The sequence below is a fragment of the Bacillus sp. 7705b genome (genome assembly GCF_002289525.1).
GTDB classification, from domain to species: domain Bacteria; phylum Bacillota; class Bacilli; order Bacillales; family Bacillaceae; genus Bacillus; species Bacillus halotolerans.
Window position 1 is genome coordinate 26,850 of the sequence record NZ_NSDH01000034.1, and the last position, 18,810, is coordinate 45,659.

The window sequence follows — 18,810 nt, forward strand, 5'->3', positions numbered from 1 at the left end:
CCTGTCTGCACTGGCAGAGGCGCGTTTTTGTTAAACGACTGCGGCGTTTTCCGTCACAGTAAAGCTTCCTCGTGAAAGTCTGATGGTAATGTCAGATACCTTTGCAATTTGTTCATCATGCGTCACCATGATGATGCATTTATTTTCTTTGTGCGCCAAATCCTGAAAGAGCCGCACAATTTCTTTTGACGTATCCTCGTCAAGGTTTCCGGTCGGTTCATCGGCAACGATCAAGTCCGTGTCACAGCAAAACGCTCTTGTAATGGAAACACGCTGCTGCTGTCCGCCGCTTAATGTCAGCACCTTTTGCCGGGCTTGTTTTTCATTGATGCCGACCTTCTCCAGCATCTCCAACGCATATGCTTCTTTATTCTTTTCCTTTGAACCTGTGATTTCCATGGCGGTTGTCACATTTTGCAGAGCTGTCATATATGGAAGCAGGTTGTACGCCTGAAAGACAATTGATACGTATTTATTTCTGAAATTCGTCAATCCGATTTTAGAAACAGCTTTTCCGCCATAAAGGATATGTCCTTCTTTAGGTGCGTCAAGTCCGCCTGCCAGAGACAGGAAGGTCGTTTTTCCTGTCCCTGAGGTGCCGACAATTGTATGAAATTTACCTTTTTCAAAGCTGATATTAATATCCTGAAACAAGGGCTGGCTTTTGTCTTTATACCAGTAGCCGACTTGTTGAAATTCTAATAAGCTCATTCGTTTCGCCTCTTTCTATTCCTGTTTTGTCAATATCGTTTTCGGGTGGAGCCGCAGTACTGAAATAGACGGCAGCAGCGTTGCAATGACAGCGATTAACATTCCGATTCCGCCGAGTACAAGCATATCGTTCATCGAAACTGCCACATTCAGTGAATCAATGACGTCCGCGTTTGAAGAGCTTTGGCTGAACATTCCGTGGCCCATGCCGCCCCCGCCGCCGGGCATTTGGCCGCTTGCGGTTTGTGTTGAATCAGTTGATGAACTGATCTGCTGGGATAAGAGCTGATTGCCGAGCTGGTTGGCGACCAGATTTCCAGTCACTGATGCAATGCCGATGGCCACAACTGCCACGATCAGAATCTCAGTTAAGAACTGGCCAATCAGCTTCCACCGTTTTTCACCGATAGCCATTAACACACCCATCTCATATTTGCGCTCTCTGATTGACATCATGACAATGAGGCCAAGAATGACAGCGCCTGCCACTGATACAAGGTACACAACGTTTTTAGAGAAAGAAGCTACATTTTCGATCGGGCCGACCATTTGCTGGTAAAGCTGATCGTTTGTATTTAAAGTAAACGTATCAAAGTCGATTGACGTTTTCTTCGCTGCTTTAACGAATGCATCAATATGTTCAGCATCGTCCATATCATAAACAGCTGAATCAATCGTGTTTTTATAATCGTCACCTTTCAGAGCCGCTGTTGCTGTGTAAGGTGTGTAAAGCTTATTGTAAGGATTTAAGAATGAGAAATTCTGGGCTTGATCATCGCCTGAAGACGTTGTTTTATAAATACCGACAATCTTCAGTTTGAGTGTTGTATCTTCGTCTGTTGCTGATTCTATTGTGATGGAATCTCCAACGCTTACATCATTTTCTTCTGCTAATGTTTCATTGATCACTGTGACGTTTTTGCCGACATCAGATTTTGTAATCGCGCGGCCGTCTGTGATTTTTGAATCTCCGTCAGAGAATTGCTCTAACAGCGACGTGCTGATGACGCCTTCAATCGAAAGATCGGCTTGAACCATTTGTTTTCCGCCTTGCATTGGAGCGCCTTTTGTATCGCTTGAGCTTGAGTCTGTGCTCGAATCACTAGAGCTTGAGCTTTCAATCGCATCGAAGTTTCCGGCGTTGGCTGAAGCTGATGTAATGAAGTTGTAGCTCTTCACATGATCAAGCGCTGTCAGCTTATTGGCATCAGACACTTTTATCGGTGTAGATTCGAAGCTGCGTTTTTCACCGCTGTCCTGCTGCTTCTCCATTTGTTTTTGGCGGTCAACTTGAAGCGTAACGCTTCCGCCCAGCTCCTGTCTGGCAAGGTCGCTGGATTTTTGAGCTGCTGACTGGATCGTGAGGCCAGACAGAACAAATATACAAATCACTGTAAACACAAATAACTGCAAAAACGTTTTTCCTTTTTTGGCCTTTATGTTCCAAAAAGCCCGTTTGATAAAATTCATTTATGTTCCTCCGTATAGGTATTTTTATAGATAAGACCGCCTGTGAGGCAGGCCCGCTTGTTGATAAATTTATAGTAGTCCAAAGGTATGAAAAAAATATGAACAATCTATTTCTAGTTGATGAAATAAAAACTAACAATTGTGAAACCCAAAATTCTCTGTATAAAATGGTGCTATTATATAGAAAAGCATCAAAACAATCGGAGGATCCAATGAAAATTTTAATGATAGAAGATAACGTAAGTGTTTGTACGATGACAGAGATGTTCTTTTTTAAAGAAGGTTTTGAAGCTGAATTTGTTCATGACGGTTTAGAGGGGTATCAGCGCTTTGCTGAAGAAAATTGGGATTTGGTGATTCTGGATATTATGCTTCCGTCTATGGACGGCGTAACCATCTGCAGAAAAATAAGAGAGACAAGCACGGTTCCGATTATCATGCTGACTGCCAGAGACACCGAATCAGATCAGGTGATCGGCTTTGAGATGGGTGCGGACGATTATGTGACGAAGCCATTCAGCCCGCTGACATTGGTTGCCCGCATCAAAGCCGTGAACAGAAGATATCAGGCGACGGGCAAGGCGGCAGCGGAAGAAGATACGATTGAATCGGAATGCTTTAAAATTAATAAAAAGACGAGAGAAGTATTTTTAAATGGGGAGCCTGTTGAAAACCTCACGCCTAAGGAATTTGACCTGCTTTATTACCTTGTGCAGAACCCGCGGCAGGTGTTTTCCAGAGAGCAGCTGCTTGAGCAGGTATGGGGCTATCAGTTCTACGGAGACGAACGGACTGTCGATGTTCATATTAAACGGCTGCGGAAAAAGCTTGCAAGTGAGGACAGGCCTTTCCTATATACTGTATGGGGAGTAGGGTATAAATTTGATGAGGATTAAATATTTATATCAGCTGCTGCTGAGCCATGTCAGCATATTAATTTTAGCATTTGTTATCATTATTTCTCTTTTTTCTTACTTTGTGAAAGAGTTTGCCTACCAAAATAAAGTAGAGGAACTGACGTCATATGCGGTGCAGATTGCAAGCGAATTTCAAACCGGCCAGGTTGATATGCGCCGGCTGTACCCATATCAGGATATATTACGCACAAGAAAGACACAGTTTATCATCTTTAATGAAGCACAGCAGCCTTATTTTCACCCTGAAGACTTTCACCCACGGGAAAAGCTGAAGAAAGCGGAGTGGGAGAAGCTGAAAAAAGGGCAGGTGGTCATGAACAGAGCGGATGGCCGTTTTAACGATGAGGTTTCCCTTGTTGCACAGCCGATTTTTGTTAACAATGAATTTAAAGGCGCGGTACTGCTGATTTCTCCAATCAGCGGCGTAGAGCAAATGATTAACCAGGTCAACCTCTATATGTTTTACGCGATAATCAGCACGCTTGTCATTACCATTCTCGTCAGCTGGCTGCTTTCCAAATTCCATGTGAAACGTATTCAAAAGCTGAGAGAAGCAACGGATAAAGTGGCTTCCGGCGACTATGACATCCACTTGGAAAACGGCTACCGGGATGAAATCGGGGTGCTGGCGTCTGACTTTAATATCATGGCGAAAAAATTAAAGCAGTCGAGGGATGAAATCGATCGGCTTGAGAAGCGGAGAAGGCAGTTTATTGCCGATGTATCCCATGAATTAAGAACGCCGCTGACAACCATTAACGGTTTGGTTGAAGGGCTGAACAGCAATACGATTCCAGAGGAGAATAAAGAAAAATGCTTCGCGCTCATCAGTGAGGAAACGAGGCGAATGCTGCGGCTCGTAAAAGAAAATCTCGATTACGAAAAAATCAGATCACAGCAAATCACCCTGAACAAGCTTGACGTTCCGCTGATTGAAGTATTCGAAATCATGAAAGAGCACCTTGAACAGCAGGCGGAAGAAAAGCAAAATAAGCTGATGATTCAGGTGGAGGACAGCGTGATCGTTCATGCGGACTATGACCGGTTAATTCAAATCCTCGTGAACATTACAAAAAACAGCATCCAATTTACGCAGCAAGGTGACATTTGGCTGCGGGGAACAGAAGGATATAAAGAGACCATAATCGAAATTGAAGATACGGGAATCGGCATTTCAAAAGAGGATATCGAGCATATTTGGGAGCGGTTCTACAAAGCTGATATTTCAAGAACGAACACGGCGTACGGAGAATACGGCCTCGGCCTCTCCATCGTCAAGCAGCTTGTTGAAATGCATCAAGGTACAATAGACATTAAGAGTGAACAAGGGAAAGGCACAACATTCATTATCCGCCTTCCTTTACCTGCAAAACAGCAATCAATCATGTAAGGCGGCGGCATATCGTCAGATGCTGCCGCCTTCTTTCTAACAGCGCTTCGGTATTCCTTTTTTTATTGCGTGCTCCCGAAATAAAGATTGCGTGTTTTTCGGGTTAGGACAGTCTGTAAACATGATAAAATATGACATAAACAGTTTTTGATGGGGAGAGGGTGAAGGAATGAAGAGCGGGGTAATTCCTTCTTCAGCGGTCGGTCAAAAAATTAACGAGTGGTACAAATATATCCGGACCTTCAGCGTGCCGGATGCCGAGGTGCTAAAAGCTGAAATCCAGCAGGAACTGAAACACATGCAGCATGATTCCAACTTGCTGTTATATTACTCACTAATGGAATTTCGCCACCAGCTTATGCTTGATTATCTCGAGCCGCTGGAGAAATTAAATATCGAAGACCAGCCAAGCCTGTCTGAATTATCACGAAATATAGACAGCAACCAAGCTGATCTGAAAGGGCTTCTCGATTATTATGTGAATTTTTTCCGCGGAATGTATGAGTTTGATAAGCGGGAATTTATTTCTGCCATTACATATTACAAACAGGCGGAGAAAAAACTTTCTTTTGTTTCCGATCATATTGAACGGGCTGAATTTTATTTTAAAATTGCGGAAGCTTATTATTATATGAAGCAAACGTACTTTTCATTGATTCATATCAAAAATGCATATGAAATTTATGTAGAGCAGGAAACCTATAATGTTCGGATAATCCAATGCCATTTCGTGTTCGGGGTTAACCTTATGGATGAGAGAAATTTTGAACAAGCCGCACGGCATTTCAAATTGGCGCTGGAGATGGCGGAAGCGGAACAAAAAGCCCAATTGGTCGGAAGAGCATTTTATAATTTAGGGCTGTGTTATTACAATCAAGACCTTCTCGACCCTGCCATTGAACATTTTGAGAAAGCGGTTTCCACTTTTGAAAACAGCAGAATCACCAATTCTCTGCCTCAAGCATATTTTTTAATAACACTTATTTATTATAAACGCGGAAAACATGAGAAGGCCTCGGAATATCACAAGAGGGGCTATGAATATGCTAAAGAAACAGACGATGCAGATTACGCGGTAAAATTTGAGTTTTTACAATCCCTATATCAGGCACAGCCCAATACAGAAGGAATCGAACGATGTTTCCGATATTTAAAAAATAAAAATATGTATGCTGATATAGAGGATTTAGGCCTAGAAGTAGCAAAATATTACTATGAACAAAAATGGTTTGAACTGTCTGCTTCCTACTTTCTTAGAGTTGAAGAGGCAAGAAAACAAATACAAAGGAGTGAAGGTTTGTATGAAATTGAAATCTAAGTTATTTGTTATTTGTTTGGCTGCAGCAGCTGTTTTTACAGCGGTTGGCGTCTCTGAACATGCTGAAGCATCCGACTTTCATGTCACAGAAAGAGGAATGACGTAAGAACCAGGCCCCTTCTCAATAAGAGAAGGGGTTTTCTTTTAAAGAAACAGCAACGCAGGATATGGACCTTACGGCGCCGCCTGATTCATGGAGATTCCTTTTTCTTAGTAGCCTCCGTTAAAAAACGCAGTTCCCACGATAATTAAGAGGATAAATAACACAACAATCAAAGCAAAAGAGTTTCCGTAACCAGACATCTGTGCCACCTCCTTGTGAGATTACTTTATGATATGCTGCATAAACGCGGCGGACAGGGCTTTCAGGATATAGATTGAAAAATAAAGAAAACAACTAAAAAACGCCGCATGACAATGATATTGTCTTACGGCGCTGTACTGCAGACTTAGAAGCCTCTTGTAAATGCAGTACCTACGATAATCAATAGAATAAACAATACAACGATCAAAGCGAAAGAACCGATGCCGTAACCGCCGCCGTTAGCGTATCCTGACATAAGGCTTCACCTCCCTATGATGGATACTACAAAATATGCGGACATGGCCGGATTGATAGGGATAATAGTGACAAGGCAAAAAATGAACAATGAGGCTATCGCGGCGGACAATATAAAAAGCGGGCCCTGCCGCCCGCTTTTATGTATAGATTAAGAGACCAGCACACCCGCGAAAAACTCCCGGTATAATGCTTGGACGGCTTTTCTTTCTTCGGCTTCCTTTACGCCGAACATCATGCTCACTTCAGAAGATCCTTGGTTAATCATTTCGATATTCACTTTCGCCTCTGATAAGGCTTTGGCCGCTCTTGCCGTTGTGCCGACATTATGGCGCATTGCTTCTCCTACAACCATAATCAGCGCCAGATTGTGCTCGACAATGACTTCATCGGCATGAAGGTTCTCTTTAATCTGCTTCATTACGCTTCGTTCGGCCGAAGCATCCATTTGGCCCTGTCTTAAGATGATCGTCATGTCATCAATTCCCGATGGAACATGCTCATACGTCAAACCGTGTTCTTCTAGGATTTGAAGGGCTCTGCGGCCAAACCCGATTTCTCTGTTCATTAAATACTTGCTGATATAAATGCTGCAAAAGCCGGTATCGCTGGCAATGCCGACGACAGGACCGTTAGTGTTATCGCGTTTGCTGACGACGCGTGTTCCGTTCGCCGACGGGTTGTTCGTATTTTTGATCTGTACGGGAATGCCCGCTCTGAAGGCCGGAATGAGCGCTTCATCATGAAACACTGAAAAGCCTGCGTACGACAGCTCGCGCATCTCTCTGTATGTCAGCTCGTGGATTTCCTTCGGGTTCTCAACAATGGAAGGATTAACAGAGTACACGGCATCTACATCAGTAAAGTTTTCGTACAGATCGGCCTGAAGACCGTTGGCCAAAATGGAGCCTGTAATATCAGAACCGCTCCGTGAGAATGTCATCACATCGCCATCCTTGCTGAATCCGAAAAAGCCGGGGAATATGATGAGGCCTTCACGCTCTCTCAGCTGAAAGAGATTTTGATACGATTCAGGCAGCACCTGCGCGTTGCCGGGTTCGTTTGTTACAAAAAGGCCGGCATCCTTCGGGTTCACATATTCCGCTTTCACGCCTTTGTGGCGGAAATAAGCGGCAATCAGCTTAGCGTTGTTATCCTCACCGCTTGCTTTGACTGCGTCCAAATATTGTACGGGATTGCTTTTATCTCCTTCTAAAAGCGTAAACAAATCATCACGGATTTTTTCTATAATACACGGCTCAAGCTGAAGCTCATTTGCGATCAGAGCATACCGTTCAATGACTGCTTCCGCCAGTTCAGGGGCGCTGCCGGATGATAAATACTGTTCAGCACATGCGATTAAGAGATCAGTCACTTTCGTATCCTCGGAATAGCGTTTGCCCGGAGCCGAAACCACTACAGCTTTGCGCGCGGGATCTGAGGTTACGATTTGAAACACCTTTTCAAGCTGTGCGCCTGAAGCGAGTGAGCTGCCTCCGAATTTAACGACCTTCATGTTTACATCTCCTAATGTTTAAAATTTTCACACAAATTTAGTATTTATTATCCCTCTTTCAGTTCTGTAAATCAAGGAGAAATTTCTTTGTGGAATGAACATTTGTATTTATAGGGAGGAATTATGTCAGGTCTGATGACGAACCTGAAGCATAGTGAAGATAAATATGGTAAACAGACTAACGATTTGTGATGGGAAATGGTTTGAATGATTAGTAAAATTGAATAGATAACGAAGTTAATATTTTTAAAGAATATTGACTAACACTAGAAAAATGGTAATATGTAAATGATAATGATAATCAATTACTATATGGCCATATTGTTTTGAGTCCTTGCGGAGTAGGAGATACGTTCTTTTTGCTGTGAGGATGTAAGGAGGCAGCATGAAGCTACGTTACTTATTTTTTCTACTTATCATATTAGCAGTCACTTCTGTATTTATCGGCGTAGAAGATCTGTCGCCGCTTGATCTCTTTGATTTAAGCAAAGAAGAGGCGTCAACGCTCTTTGCCAGCCGTTTGCCGCGGCTGATCAGCATTCTAATCGCGGGCATGAGCATGAGCATCTGCGGGCTGATTATGCAGCAGATCACCAGAAACAAATTCGTGTCACCGACAACGGCCGGCACGATGGACTGGGCGAGGCTGGGAATCTTAATATCCTTGCTTCTGTTTACATCGGCAAGTCCTTTAATGAAAATGCTGATTGCTTTTGTCTTTGCTTTAGTCGGCAATTTTCTGTTTATGAAAATTCTTGAAAGAATCAAGTTTAACGACACCATCTTTATTCCGCTAGTCGGTTTAATGCTCGGGAATATCGTCAGCTCAATCGCGACGTTTATCGCGTATAAATATGACCTGATCCAGAACGTGTCATCATGGCTTCAGGGGGATTTCTCCTTAGTTGTGAAAGGGAGATACGAGCTTCTTTATCTGAGTATTCCGCTTGTCATCATTGCCTATGTTTATGCGGATAAATTTACAGTGGCGGGTATGGGAGAAAGCTTTTCTGTCAACCTCGGCCTCAAGTATAAACGGGTTGTGAACATCGGGCTCATTATCGTATCCCTGATTACGTCACTTGTCATTTTGACTGTCGGTATGCTTCCGTTTCTCGGTTTAATCATCCCGAACATTGTATCGATCTACAGAGGAGACAACCTGAAAAACAGCCTGCCGCACACTGCGCTGCTGGGAGCGGTTTTTGTTCTGTTTTGCGATATATTGGGCAGAGTCATTATCTTCCCATATGAAATCTCGATTGGTCTGATGGTCGGAATCATCGGCAGCGGCATTTTCCTGTTTATGCTGTTAAGGAGAAAAGCGTATGCGTAACCAGATGAAAATTGCGTTGCTCGTTGGTATAGCCGTTGTATGTATCGGTTTGTTTCTGTTTTATGACTTAGGCAATTGGGATTACACACTGCCGAGAAGAATCAAAAAAGTCGCTGCCATTATGCTGACAGGCGGAGCGATTGCGTTTTCGACGATGATCTTCCAAACCATCTCGAATAACCGCATCCTGACGCCCAGCATTTTAGGCCTTGATTCTCTCTATATGCTGATTCAGACCGTCATCATCTTTTTGTTCGGTTCTATGAATATCGTAATCATGAATAAAAACATCAACTTCATCATCTCTGTTTTGCTGATGGTGCTGTTTTCTTTTGTTCTCTATCAGATCATGTTCAAAGGTGAGGGGAAAAATATCTTCTTTCTTCTGCTCATCGGAATCGTGTTCGGCACGCTGTTCAGCAGTCTGTCTTCCTTTATGCAGATGCTGATTGATCCGAATGAGTTTCAGGTTGTGCAGGACAAAATGTTTGCCAGCTTTAACAACATCAACACTGATTTGTTATGGCTCGCCTTCATCATCTTCCTGCTGACCGGTATCTATGTCTGGCGTTTCACGAAATTTTTTGACGTGCTGTCACTCGGCCGTGAACACGCCGTCAATTTGGGCATTAACTACGACAAAGTTGTCAAACAGATGCTGATCGTGATCGCGATCCTTGTTTCTGTTTCTACAGCGCTTGTCGGCCCGATTATGTTCTTGGGGCTTCTCGTTGTCAACCTGGCGAGAGAATTTCTGAAAACATATAAGCATTCGTACTTAATCGCAGGTTCTGTTTTAATCAGCATTATTGCGTTAGTCGGGGGACAGTTTGTGGTTGAGAAAGTATTCACCTTCTCAACGACGCTGAGCGTTATTATTAATTTTGCCGGCGGGATTTATTTTATCTACTTGCTGTTAAAGGAGAATAAATCATGGTAGAGGTCAAAAATGTAAGCAAACAATATGGAGGGAAAGTTGTCCTTGAAGAGACGTCAGTCACGATTCAAAAAGGCAAAATCACCTCGTTTATCGGTCCTAACGGCGCCGGCAAAAGTACGCTGCTGTCTATTATGAGCCGCCTGATCAAAAAGGATTCCGGTGAGATTTTCATAGACGGAGAAGAGATCGGAACCTGCGACAGCAAAGAGCTTGCCAAAAAAATGAGTATTTTAAAGCAGGCGAACCAAATCAATATCAGACTGACCATCAAAGACCTTGTCAGTTTCGGCAGATTCCCTTATTCACAGGGCCGGCTGACAGAGGAAGACTGGGTTCATATCAACCAGGCGCTCAGTTATATGAAGCTGGAGGAGATTCAGGATAAGTACTTGGATCAGCTGAGCGGCGGACAGTGCCAAAGGGCTTTTATCGCAATGGTCATTGCCCAGGACACGGATTACATTTTTCTGGATGAGCCGCTGAACAATCTGGATATGAAACATTCAGTTGAAATTATGAAGCTTCTGAAGAGACTGGTAGAGGAGCTTGGAAAAACAATCGTGATCGTAATTCACGATATCAACTTTGCTTCCGTCTACTCCGATCATATCGTTGCTTTGAAAAACGGCCGAATCGTAAAAGAGGGGCCGCCGGAGGAGATGATTGAAACCTCTGTGCTTGAAGAAATCTACGATATGACCATCCCGATTCAGACGATTGATAACCAAAGAATAGGTGTTTATTTTTCTTAGTATACAGAAGAGGTGAAGAGCATGAAAAAGTTTGCAATTCTATTCATCGCATTGGTGACGGCTGTTGTCATTTCCGCTTGCGGAAACCAAAGCTCAAGCAGCAAAGGTTCTGACACGAAGAAAGAACAAATGACGGTGAAACACCAGCTGGACAAAAACGGCACAAAAGTGACAAAGAACCCTAAAAAAGTCGTTGTATTTGATTTAGGAAGCTTAGATACATTAGATAAATTAGGTCTTGATGATAAAGTAGCGGGCCTGCCGAAACAAGCCCTTCCTAAATATCTGTCCAAATTCAAAGATGATAAATATGCTGATGTCGGAAGCTTAAAAGAGCCAGACTTTGAAAAAGTAGCGGATTTAGAGCCTGACCTGATCATTATCTCTGGCAGACAATCTGAGTCCTACAAAGAATTCTCTAATATTGCACCGACCATTTACCTTGGCGTAGATACAGCGAACTACATGGAATCATTTAAATCAGATGCACAAACAATCGGTAAAATCTTTGATAAAGAAGATGAAGTAAAAGACGAGCTCGCAACAATTGATAACTCAATTGCGGATCTTAAGAAAACAGCTGAAAAGAAAAACAAAAACGGCCTTGTGATTATGGCGAACGACGGCAAAATCAGCGCCTTTGGTTCTAAATCAAGATACGGGCTGATCCACGACGTATTCGGCGTGACACCGGCTGATAAAAATATCAAAGCATCTACTCACGGACAAAGCGTTTCATATGAGTACATTTCAAAAACAAACCCTGATTACCTGTTTGTTATTGACCGCGGTACAGCAATCGGAGAAACATCATCTACAAAACAAGTCGTTGAAAATGACTATGTGAAAAACGTAAACGCCGTGAAAAATAATCATGTCGTTTACCTTGATTCAGCTACTTGGTACTTATCAGGAGGCGGACTTGAGTCAATGACGCAAATGATTAAAGAAGTGAAAGACGGTTTAGAGAAGTAAAACCAAAAAGAGCCTCCGCTCTCAAAGCGGGGCTCTTTTTTATAGGATCAGCGTGCCGGCTGCTGTTCGGCAGGGCGCTGAGGTTTCTTTAATGTAAAGGATAGAAGTAAGCCGGCAAGCGCGATGCAGGCTGCCACGATAAAAGCGGCGTTCATGCCGTGCAGAGCGGCGTGTTTTACATTTGTGGTTCCTGCATGTGCCGCCTGGTTGCTCATCACGGATACCAGGAGAGCAGTTCCGATGGAGCCGCCGACTTGGCGAACCGTATTGTTCATCGCTGTTCCGTGCGGAATCAGGTGGCGCGGCAGCGCATTGATTCCGGCTGTTGTCACAGGCATCATAATCATCGCTGTCCCTAAGAGACGAACGGTATATAAAACGACAATCCAAGCCAGTGACGTATGGTCAGTCAGCTGCATAAACGGAAGTGATGTCAGGAAGATGATACAGAAACCTGCAATCGCCAGGCCTCTTCCGCCGACACGGTCAAAAATTCTTCCGATAATCGGTGACATGAAGCCCATTACAATGGCTCCCGGAAGAAGCATAAGCCCTGTATCAAAGGCTGTGACGTCTCTGACGTTTTGTGTATACAGCGGCAGAATTGTTTCTGTACCAATTAATAATGCAAAGACAAGGGTTCCCAGCAGGGTTGTTAAGCTGAAGATACCAAACGTAAATACGCGGAATTCCAGCATCGGTTTTTCAAGCTTCATCTGTCTTGTAATAAATAAGAGCAGCGCGATCACGCCCACTAGCAGTGAAATCAGAACCGTTGAGCTGGTCCATCCGTAAGAGCCGACGCTTGAGAAGCCATAGAGCAGTCCGCCAAATCCAAGTGTCGACAGGATAACTGATAAAATATCAATCTGTGTTTTTCTTAATGTCGTCACGTTTTTCATAAGAATGATAGCGAGAAGCAAATCGATCACGGCAAACGGAAGAATGATATAAAACAATGATCTCCATGAGAAAGCTTCTACTGCCCATCCTGAAAGAGTCGGTCCGATCGCAGGCGCGAAGGAGATGACCAATCCGACCATACCCATAGCCTGGCCGCGCTTTTCAATCGGAAAGATCGTTAAAAATACTGTCTGCATGAGCGGCATCATAATGCCGGCTCCGGCTGCCTGAATGATACGGGCCGCCAGCAGAACCGGAAAGTTCGGGGCAAACGTGCCGACGATTGTTCCGGCAGTGAAAATACTCATCGCCGTAATGAGAAGCGTACGGCTCGTGAATTTTTCAATTAAAAACGCAGTAATCGGAATTAAAATACCGTTCGTTAACATAAATGAAGTCGTCAGCCATTGGGCTTGGTTTGCATCTATATGAAAATCCCTCATGATATGGGGGAGAGCGGTAATTAACAGTGTCTGGTTCAAAATGGCGACAAACGCCCCGGCTAACAAAATGCCGACAATGACAGAACGGTTAAACGGTTTTTTTTCAATACTTGTGTCCAATAAGATCCCTTCTTTTCTTTAAGTAATTAGCAGTGTTTTTAACATAGAAATTTGCTGTGTTAAAACACCGGTTTGTTCCAGATAGCCAATCAGTGATTTCAGTAAAAAGGCGCGGGGCTCTTCCTTTTTTGCTTCCTCTTCCAGCATGGCTGCAGCGGATGTCAGCTCATCGACATCATAATCCGCGGCGGGCAGGGAAGAGATGCCTTTATGTAATTCTTTCAGGCTTTCTGATAACAGGAGTGATTTATCCTTTGGCTGGTAGGAGGACGCCGATTGGATATAAAGCTCGATGGTCTCAGGCGGAAGCAGGGACTGCCGTGTTTCTCTGTTTTTGACAATCTGATTGAGGGTGCTGATGATAAACGCTGCGATCGGGTCAAGCTCAAGCGGTTTTTCCTCTATTTTGATCAGCATTAAAAACTCACGCATCATGCCGTGAAGAATGATCACTAAATCCCATACAAACGGGAGAATGGTTTCTCCATACGCCTGGATCAGCGAATCGCGGTGCCAGCAGATAATCGTTGATCTGGTCTGATGGATATGCTGTTTTACACGGTCGTTGTGCAGCTTGGGGTTTCCGTAGGTCAGCATATTAAAAAACTGCTGATTCCGCCTGAATCCTTCCAGCTCCATTTTGACCTTTTGAATCAAACGCTCCTCCGGTGTCAGCGCGGTATTTTCCTGCAGTCTTGATGCCGCGGCCACCATTTGCTTCTGGTTAAACGTCAGCAGCTCCAAAAGCAAATCTTCCTTCGACTGAAACAGCTTATATATCGAAGCTTTTGATATCTTACATTCTTCTGCGATTGCCTGCATGGAAACCGACGTAAAATCCTTTTCAGAAAAAAGCTTCCGCGCGGCTAACAAGATTTCTGTTTTTTTATCAAGCATCTCATGGCTTCCTTCTTTCTTGAACAATAGAAAACCCATTGGTTCACAGAAAACCAATGAGTAACATTGATAAAATTTTACCAAATAAACAAAATGAAAGTCAATGGATTTTATCCGGACAAATAAAAAGGCCTGCCGGAATTCCGACAGGCCGGGTGAGGCTTATTTTTCAACTTTAAACCCTTGTTTTTCGAGCATTTCACGAATATGCGGATAGTACAGGCGCTCATAGTATGAGGCGATCCCTTGTGACCAGTTTCGTGTTTCTTTTCCGTTGGTCCGGTTTTTCATGTATTCGGCCATTTGTTCATCATATGACTGAATGTGTGATGTCAGCTCGTCCTGCTGCAAATACGTTTCTTTATGATAAACCGCTGCCTTTGGAAGACGAGGTTTTTTCGCTGAACGATCAGCAGGATGGCCGACGACTAGACCCGATACAGGGAACACGTATTTCGGAAGCTGAAGCAGCTCGATCAGTTCATTTGGGTTTCCCCGAACTGCGCCGATCGGAACAGTGCCAAGACCGAGTGATTCAGCTGCCGCAGTCGCCGTGCCAAGTGCGATGCCGGCATCTACAGCGCCGACAAGAACGGATTCTAAACCGTTTGTGATTTCCATGTTGAAGTCATGCAGATCTTCAAGCGCAATTTTTGCCCGGTTGAAGTCTGCGCAGAAAAGCAAGAAAACCGGAGCTTGGTCAATCCAAGGCTGTCCGCCCGCCAGTTCGGAGATTTTCTTTTTCCGCTCTTTATCCTGAATTGCGATGACGGTCACTTGCTGCCCATTGATAGAAGTAGGGGCTGATTGCACCGCTTGTATAATATGGTCTAGCTGCTCTTCTGACACTGGCTCATCCGTATAGCTGCGGATGGAGCGGTGGTCTGTTAATGATTTGATTACTTCGTTCATGTGAGACATCCTTTCTTTACTCACTGAGCTCTGTGCGGACAACATCAAGAGGAGCGCTCAGCAGTTCTTTGCCTTTTGCTACAAATCCTTGGAAATGCGCAGTTTCATTGTGAGATTTCATCGCCGCTTCATCTTTCCATTGTTCAAGCATCACAAATGTATTTTCTTCGCCTACTTTTTCAAAAAGGTCGTATTGGGCGTTGCCTTCCTCGGCCCTTGAATGTTGAACCAGTGATTGTGCCTCGCTCAAGAATTCTTCGCGTTTTTCGGGTTTTACTTTGATATAAGCTTGTAATACGATCATGTAAATCTCCTCCATTTGTCTTTAAAATTTATTGTTCGAATTTGATCGAACTAAATGTACCATGTAATCAAAATCAGGTAAAGGAAAAACCCTCAAATAGTAAAATTGTCATTCTAATTGTTGTGTGATACATTTGTGTCATGAACATTCCAAACCATCCAGAAACAGAAACATTGCAGCTGACAAAGGTTCTTCACGCACTGAGTGATCCGCTTCGTTTAGAGCTGGTGAAGCAATTGGCCGAAGCAAAAGAGAAAACGTGCAGCACCTGTGCTGATGTACAGGTTGCAAAGTCGACCTTGTCCCACCATTTTAAAGTATTAAGAGAATCGGGCATCGCTCAAGTACGCATAGAAGGAAAGCGCCGTTATTATTCGCTTCGCACAGAAGATCTTGAAAGGGCATTTCCGGGCCTGCTTGAAGCAGTGCTGAACGTGGACCAGGAGCGCTGGTAAATCAATCCCCTGAACCGGGGATTTTTTTATGTCCATCAACAGCGCGGCGAAGTCTTTGCACACCTTCCTGAATGTCCTCTTCCCTCAGCCGTGCAAAGCCGATAATAAGCGCGGGCTTGTCCGGCTGCGGACGGCTTTCTTTTAAGCGAAACCGGCTCATCCCAAAGATTTCAAGCTGCTGGGCGGCGGCATGCGCGAGTATCTCTTGTTCCGTGCGGCAGGTATAAAATTCGGTGACGAAATGCAGTCCCGCATTTGCCCCTTTTACCGTAATCTCCCCTCCAAACTCTGATTCTAATGCGCGGATGAGGCGTTCTCTCTTTTCTTTATAATGCTGCTTCATTTTTTTAATATGCTTCTGATATTCTCCGGACTCGATAAATTCCTGCAGGGCGAGCTGTGTGAGCGACGAGCAGGTCTGCAGGTCATAGCCCCGCTTTTTGTATACCCGTAACAGCTTCGGCGGCAGCACCATGTAGCTGATCCGCAATCCGGGGAGAAGTGATTTTGAAAAGGTGCCCATATAGATGACGTTTTGAAATCGGTCGAGGCTTTGGAGCGCCGGGATACTGTCTACATCATATTTAAATTCGCTGTCATAATCATCCTCAATAATATAGCGGCTCGGCTGCTCCGCTGCCCAGTTCAGCAGCTGAATTCTCCGGGATACAGGCATAATTGTTCCGGCCGGGAATTGATGTGAAGGGGTAGTGATTAATACATCAGGCTTCTGTCTGATGATTTCAGAAATGGAGATCCCTTTTTCATCAAGCATAATCGTCTTCACCTGTTTTCCGGCATGTTGCAAAAGCTGGTACATTCGCCTGTAGCCAGGCTCTTCCATCGCATACACCGCGTCCTGAGGCAAAAGCTCAGTCAGCAGCTGCATCAGCACCTGGGTGCCCGCCCCGATGACGATTTGTTCCGGCCGGCATTTCACACCCCGCGTCAGAGAGATCAGCCTTGTAATGGCGGCTCTTACCTCATATATGCCTTGCGGATGAGACATGTCGCCGAGCGTGCGGTGTGAGCGGGCAGCCGCTTTTTGCTCACAGCGAAACCAGCTTTTCATTGGAAAATGATCTGTATCGGCACTCATATGTGAAAAAGATATCCAATCGGTTTGATCGATATGAACCTCTTTCAGATCATCCGGCAGTGAAGATGAGGGCTGTTCCTCAGAGGAGAATGTGTCCAGCTGTTCCACGAAAAAACCCTTTCTTTCTTCAGCGTACAAATACCCTTCGGCGAGCAGCTGCTGATAGGCTGAATTCACAGAGTTTACGCTGACCTTCAGCTTTTCAGCCAGCTCTCGTTTGGAGGGAACCTTCGAGTGGGGCAGCAGATTACGGCTGAGGATTTCGTTTTTCAGCTTTTGATAAATCTGCTGATAGATATAATCCGCTTTTTCTGAGCGATCGAGAGTGATTGTGATGTCCATTGTGGTGTCTCCTTCTGGTACCATCAAAAAGTTATAATTGGTACTTTTCATCATACCAAAAAGAAGTCAGAATGGTAAGAAAATAATGACAGTGGGGGAATTCACATGAGTCAAACAACGGCATCAACTTTCACTACAGCAGAGTGGCAGCAAAAACGGGACCAATTTGTCTCAAAAGGTGTGAGCAACGGAAACCGCAGCCTGGCGGTAAAAGGAGAGGGAGCAGAGCTGTATGATTTGGACGGCCGGAGATTTATTGATTTTGCGGGTGCTATTGGAACTTTAAACGTCGGACACTCGCATCCGAAGGTGGTAGAAGCTGTGAAGCGGCAGGCGGAGGAGCTGATCCATCCGGGCTTTAACGTCATGATGTATCCGTCTTATATTGAATTAGCTGAAAAGCTTTGCGGCATTGCGCCGGGCACTCATGAGAAAAAAGCGATTTTCCTCAATTCCGGAGCGGAAGCGGTGGAAAACGCTGTGAAAATCGCCAGAAAGTATACCAAGCGCCAAGGCGTTGTCTCGTTTACACGCGGGTTCCACGGACGCACGAATATGACAATGAGCATGACAAGCAAGGTAAAGCCGTACAAATTCGGTTTCGGCCCATTTGCATCAGAGGTATACCAGGCGCCGTTTCCGTATTATTATCAGAAGCCTGCCGGACTGAGTGATGATGCATATGACGATATGGTCATTCAAGCGTTCAATGACTTCTTTATCGCAGCAGTTGCTCCTGAAACGGTAGCGTGTGTTGTGATGGAGCCGGTGCAGGGAGAAGGCGGATTCATTATTCCTTCTAAACGGTTTGTGCAGCACGTCGCTTCCTTCTGTAAAGAACACGGCATCGTCTTTGTAGCCGATGAAATTCAAACCGGATTTGCCAGAACGGGCACTTATTTCGCGATCGAGCACTTTGATGTCGTGCCAGACCTGATCACGGTTTCGAAATCTCTTGCGGCTGGGCTGCCGTTAAGCGGTGTGATCGGACGCGCGGAAATGCTTGATGCGGCGGCGCCCGGAGAGCTCGGCGGCACGTATGCGGGAAGTCCCCTTGGGTGCGCGGCGGCATTGGCTGTTTTGGACATTATTGAAGAAGAAGGCCTGAATGAACGTTCTGAGGAAATCGGCAGGATCATTGAAGAAAAAGCGCTTGAATGGCAAACAGAATACCCGTTTATCGGTGACATCCGCAGACTTGGGGCGATGGCAGCCATCGAGATCGTGAAAGACCCTGAAACACGTGAACCTGATAAAGCGAAAGCGGCAGCCATCGCAGCGTACGCGAATCAAAACGGATTGCTGCTGCTGACAGCCGGAATCAACGGCAATATCATCCGCTTCCTGACGCCGCTGGTTATTTCAGATGACCTTCTGAATGAAGGGCTCCACATTGTGGAAGCAGGTCTGCGAGCTTAATCATTGGAAAGACCGCACACGGGTCTGCTATC

The 18,810-nt window shown here is 44.7% G+C and carries 20 protein-coding genes; 10 read left to right on the top strand and 10 right to left on the bottom strand.

Translation table 11 applies throughout. The features are described 5' to 3' along the window. Positions 1-30: 30 nt before the first annotated feature. Both CJU60_RS14005 and CJU60_RS14010 read right to left on the bottom strand, forming a co-directional pair. Positions 31-711 (bottom strand): ABC transporter ATP-binding protein, encoded by a 681-nt coding sequence (locus tag CJU60_RS14005; protein WP_095714083.1) that lies wholly within the window; start codon positions 709-711, stop codon positions 31-33. A gap of 15 nt (positions 712-726) precedes the next feature. Beyond that, on the bottom strand, positions 727-2,181 hold the full coding sequence (locus CJU60_RS14010; protein ID WP_095714084.1) for an ABC transporter permease: 1,455 nt from the start codon (positions 2,179-2,181) through the stop codon (positions 727-729). Positions 2,182-2,393: 212 nt separating this feature from the next. Between CJU60_RS14010 and yclJ the strand changes: the two genes are divergently transcribed. The 4 genes from yclJ (at position 2,394) to phrC (ending at position 5,912) form a co-directional block, all read left to right on the top strand. Next, positions 2,394-3,077, top strand: a complete 684-nt coding sequence (yclJ, locus tag CJU60_RS14015; RefSeq protein WP_024120210.1) for a two-component system response regulator YclJ — start codon at positions 2,394-2,396, stop codon at positions 3,075-3,077. Next, positions 3,064-4,488, top strand: a complete 1,425-nt coding sequence (yclK, locus tag CJU60_RS14020; RefSeq protein ID WP_095714085.1) for a two-component system sensor histidine kinase YclK — start codon at positions 3,064-3,066, stop codon at positions 4,486-4,488. Before yclJ ends, yclK begins: the two co-directional genes overlap by 14 nt. Positions 4,489-4,657: 169 nt before the next feature. Beyond that, on the top strand, positions 4,658-5,806 hold the full coding sequence (gene rapC / locus CJU60_RS14025; RefSeq protein WP_024120212.1) for a response regulator aspartate phosphatase RapC: 1,149 nt from the start codon (positions 4,658-4,660) through the stop codon (positions 5,804-5,806). Next, positions 5,790-5,912 (top strand): phosphatase RapC inhibitor PhrC, encoded by a 123-nt coding sequence (gene phrC / locus CJU60_RS14030; protein ID WP_024120213.1) that lies wholly within the window; start codon positions 5,790-5,792, stop codon positions 5,910-5,912. The genes rapC and phrC overlap by 17 nt, the downstream gene beginning before the upstream one ends. 104 nt (positions 5,913-6,016) lie before the next feature. Here the strand turns inward: phrC and CJU60_RS14035 are convergent, their stop codons facing one another. The 3 genes from CJU60_RS14035 to CJU60_RS14045 form a co-directional block, all read right to left on the bottom strand. After that, positions 6,017-6,109 (bottom strand): YjcZ family sporulation protein, encoded by a 93-nt coding sequence (locus CJU60_RS14035; RefSeq protein WP_024120214.1) that lies wholly within the window; start codon positions 6,107-6,109, stop codon positions 6,017-6,019. 146 nt (positions 6,110-6,255) lie between these two features. Then, positions 6,256-6,366, bottom strand: a complete 111-nt coding sequence (locus CJU60_RS14040; protein ID WP_024120215.1) for a YjcZ family sporulation protein — start codon at positions 6,364-6,366, stop codon at positions 6,256-6,258. A gap of 150 nt (positions 6,367-6,516) precedes the next feature. Beyond that, positions 6,517-7,881 (bottom strand): aspartate kinase, encoded by a 1,365-nt coding sequence (locus CJU60_RS14045; RefSeq protein ID WP_095714086.1) that lies wholly within the window; start codon positions 7,879-7,881, stop codon positions 6,517-6,519. Positions 7,882-8,266: 385 nt separating this feature from the next. Between CJU60_RS14045 and yclN the strand changes: the two genes are divergently transcribed. The 4 genes from yclN to CJU60_RS14065 are packed head-to-tail and all read left to right on the top strand — an operon-like array spanning position 8,267 to position 11,884. Then, complete coding sequence (gene yclN, locus CJU60_RS14050) at positions 8,267-9,217, top strand: petrobactin ABC transporter permease YclN (protein ID WP_010333025.1); 951 nt, start codon at positions 8,267-8,269, stop codon at positions 9,215-9,217. Further along, entirely contained in the window at positions 9,210-10,157 is a 948-nt protein-coding gene (gene yclO, locus CJU60_RS14055) for a petrobactin ABC transporter permease YclO (RefSeq protein ID WP_024120217.1), read from the top strand. Before yclN ends, yclO begins: the two co-directional genes overlap by 8 nt. Continuing rightward, the gene (yclP, locus tag CJU60_RS14060; RefSeq protein ID WP_095714087.1) at positions 10,151-10,909 is read left to right on the top strand and encodes a petrobactin ABC transporter ATP-binding protein YclP; all 759 of its coding nucleotides are present in this window, start codon (positions 10,151-10,153) and stop codon (positions 10,907-10,909) included. The genes yclO and yclP overlap by 7 nt, the downstream gene beginning before the upstream one ends. Positions 10,910-10,930: 21 nt before the next feature. Then, on the top strand, positions 10,931-11,884 hold the full coding sequence (locus CJU60_RS14065; RefSeq protein ID WP_024120219.1) for a siderophore ABC transporter substrate-binding protein: 954 nt from the start codon (positions 10,931-10,933) through the stop codon (positions 11,882-11,884). Positions 11,885-11,931: 47 nt separating this feature from the next. On the opposite strand, the gene CJU60_RS14070 is transcribed toward CJU60_RS14065, so the two are convergent. The 4 genes from CJU60_RS14070 to CJU60_RS14085 form a co-directional block, all read right to left on the bottom strand. Next, the gene (locus CJU60_RS14070; RefSeq protein WP_095714088.1) at positions 11,932-13,350 is read right to left on the bottom strand and encodes an MDR family MFS transporter; all 1,419 of its coding nucleotides are present in this window, start codon (positions 13,348-13,350) and stop codon (positions 11,932-11,934) included. Between the two features lie 18 nt (positions 13,351-13,368). Beyond that, on the bottom strand, positions 13,369-14,247 hold the full coding sequence (locus CJU60_RS14075) for a TetR/AcrR family transcriptional regulator (RefSeq protein ID WP_095714089.1): 879 nt from the start codon (positions 14,245-14,247) through the stop codon (positions 13,369-13,371). Positions 14,248-14,409: 162 nt separating this feature from the next. Then, positions 14,410-15,159, bottom strand: coding sequence for an NADPH-dependent oxidoreductase (locus tag CJU60_RS14080; protein ID WP_024120222.1), 750 nt, complete (start codon positions 15,157-15,159; stop codon positions 14,410-14,412). A gap of 16 nt (positions 15,160-15,175) precedes the next feature. Next, complete coding sequence (locus CJU60_RS14085) at positions 15,176-15,463, bottom strand: putative quinol monooxygenase (RefSeq protein ID WP_003225015.1); 288 nt, start codon at positions 15,461-15,463, stop codon at positions 15,176-15,178. A 140-nt stretch (positions 15,464-15,603) separates the two neighbouring features. Between CJU60_RS14085 and CJU60_RS14090 the strand changes: the two genes are divergently transcribed. Next, positions 15,604-15,918 carry an ArsR/SmtB family transcription factor gene (locus tag CJU60_RS14090; protein ID WP_024120224.1) on the top strand — a complete coding sequence of 105 codons (315 nt, stop codon included), beginning with the start codon at positions 15,604-15,606 and terminating at the stop codon, positions 15,916-15,918. Position 15,919: 1 nt separating this feature from the next. On the opposite strand, the gene gabR is transcribed toward CJU60_RS14090, so the two are convergent. Continuing rightward, positions 15,920-17,359, bottom strand: a complete 1,440-nt coding sequence (gene gabR, locus CJU60_RS14095) for a MocR-like transcriptional regulator GabR (RefSeq protein ID WP_095714090.1) — start codon at positions 17,357-17,359, stop codon at positions 15,920-15,922. A gap of 105 nt (positions 17,360-17,464) precedes the next feature. Between gabR and gabT the strand changes: the two genes are divergently transcribed. Further along, the gene (gabT, locus tag CJU60_RS14100; protein ID WP_095714091.1) at positions 17,465-18,778 is read left to right on the top strand and encodes a 4-aminobutyrate--2-oxoglutarate transaminase; all 1,314 of its coding nucleotides are present in this window, start codon (positions 17,465-17,467) and stop codon (positions 18,776-18,778) included. Positions 18,779-18,810 lie beyond the last annotated feature (32 nt).

What these genes read in the sequence shown, in the direction of transcription:
- CJU60_RS14005 (WP_095714083.1), bottom strand. Translation starts at nt 711, where the DNA reads ATGAGCTTATTAGAATTTCAACAAGTCGGCTACTGGTATAAAGACAAA.
- CJU60_RS14010 (WP_095714084.1), bottom strand. Translation starts at nt 2,181, where the DNA reads ATGAATTTTATCAAACGGGCTTTTTGGAACATAAAGGCCAAAAAAGGA.
- yclJ (WP_024120210.1), top strand. Translation starts at nt 2,394, where the DNA reads ATGAAAATTTTAATGATAGAAGATAACGTAAGTGTTTGTACGATGACA.
- rapC (WP_024120212.1), top strand. Translation starts at nt 4,658, where the DNA reads ATGAAGAGCGGGGTAATTCCTTCTTCAGCGGTCGGTCAAAAAATTAAC.
- phrC (WP_024120213.1), top strand. Translation starts at nt 5,790, where the DNA reads ATGAAATTGAAATCTAAGTTATTTGTTATTTGTTTGGCTGCAGCAGCT.
- CJU60_RS14035 (WP_024120214.1), bottom strand. Translation starts at nt 6,109, where the DNA reads ATGTCTGGTTACGGAAACTCTTTTGCTTTGATTGTTGTGTTATTTATC.
- CJU60_RS14040 (WP_024120215.1), bottom strand. Translation starts at nt 6,366, where the DNA reads ATGTCAGGATACGCTAACGGCGGCGGTTACGGCATCGGTTCTTTCGCT.
- CJU60_RS14045 (WP_095714086.1), bottom strand. Translation starts at nt 7,881, where the DNA reads ATGAAGGTCGTTAAATTCGGAGGCAGCTCACTCGCTTCAGGCGCACAG.
- yclN (WP_010333025.1), top strand. Translation starts at nt 8,267, where the DNA reads ATGAAGCTACGTTACTTATTTTTTCTACTTATCATATTAGCAGTCACT.
- yclO (WP_024120217.1), top strand. Translation starts at nt 9,210, where the DNA reads ATGCGTAACCAGATGAAAATTGCGTTGCTCGTTGGTATAGCCGTTGTA.
- yclP (WP_095714087.1), top strand. Translation starts at nt 10,151, where the DNA reads ATGGTAGAGGTCAAAAATGTAAGCAAACAATATGGAGGGAAAGTTGTC.
- CJU60_RS14065 (WP_024120219.1), top strand. Translation starts at nt 10,931, where the DNA reads ATGAAAAAGTTTGCAATTCTATTCATCGCATTGGTGACGGCTGTTGTC.
- CJU60_RS14075 (WP_095714089.1), bottom strand. Translation starts at nt 14,247, where the DNA reads ATGCTTGATAAAAAAACAGAAATCTTGTTAGCCGCGCGGAAGCTTTTT.
- CJU60_RS14080 (WP_024120222.1), bottom strand. Translation starts at nt 15,159, where the DNA reads ATGAACGAAGTAATCAAATCATTAACAGACCACCGCTCCATCCGCAGC.
- CJU60_RS14085 (WP_003225015.1), bottom strand. Translation starts at nt 15,463, where the DNA reads ATGATCGTATTACAAGCTTATATCAAAGTAAAACCCGAAAAACGCGAA.
- CJU60_RS14090 (WP_024120224.1), top strand. Translation starts at nt 15,604, where the DNA reads ATGAACATTCCAAACCATCCAGAAACAGAAACATTGCAGCTGACAAAG.
- gabR (WP_095714090.1), bottom strand. Translation starts at nt 17,359, where the DNA reads ATGGACATCACAATCACTCTCGATCGCTCAGAAAAAGCGGATTATATC.
- gabT (WP_095714091.1), top strand. Translation starts at nt 17,465, where the DNA reads ATGAGTCAAACAACGGCATCAACTTTCACTACAGCAGAGTGGCAGCAA.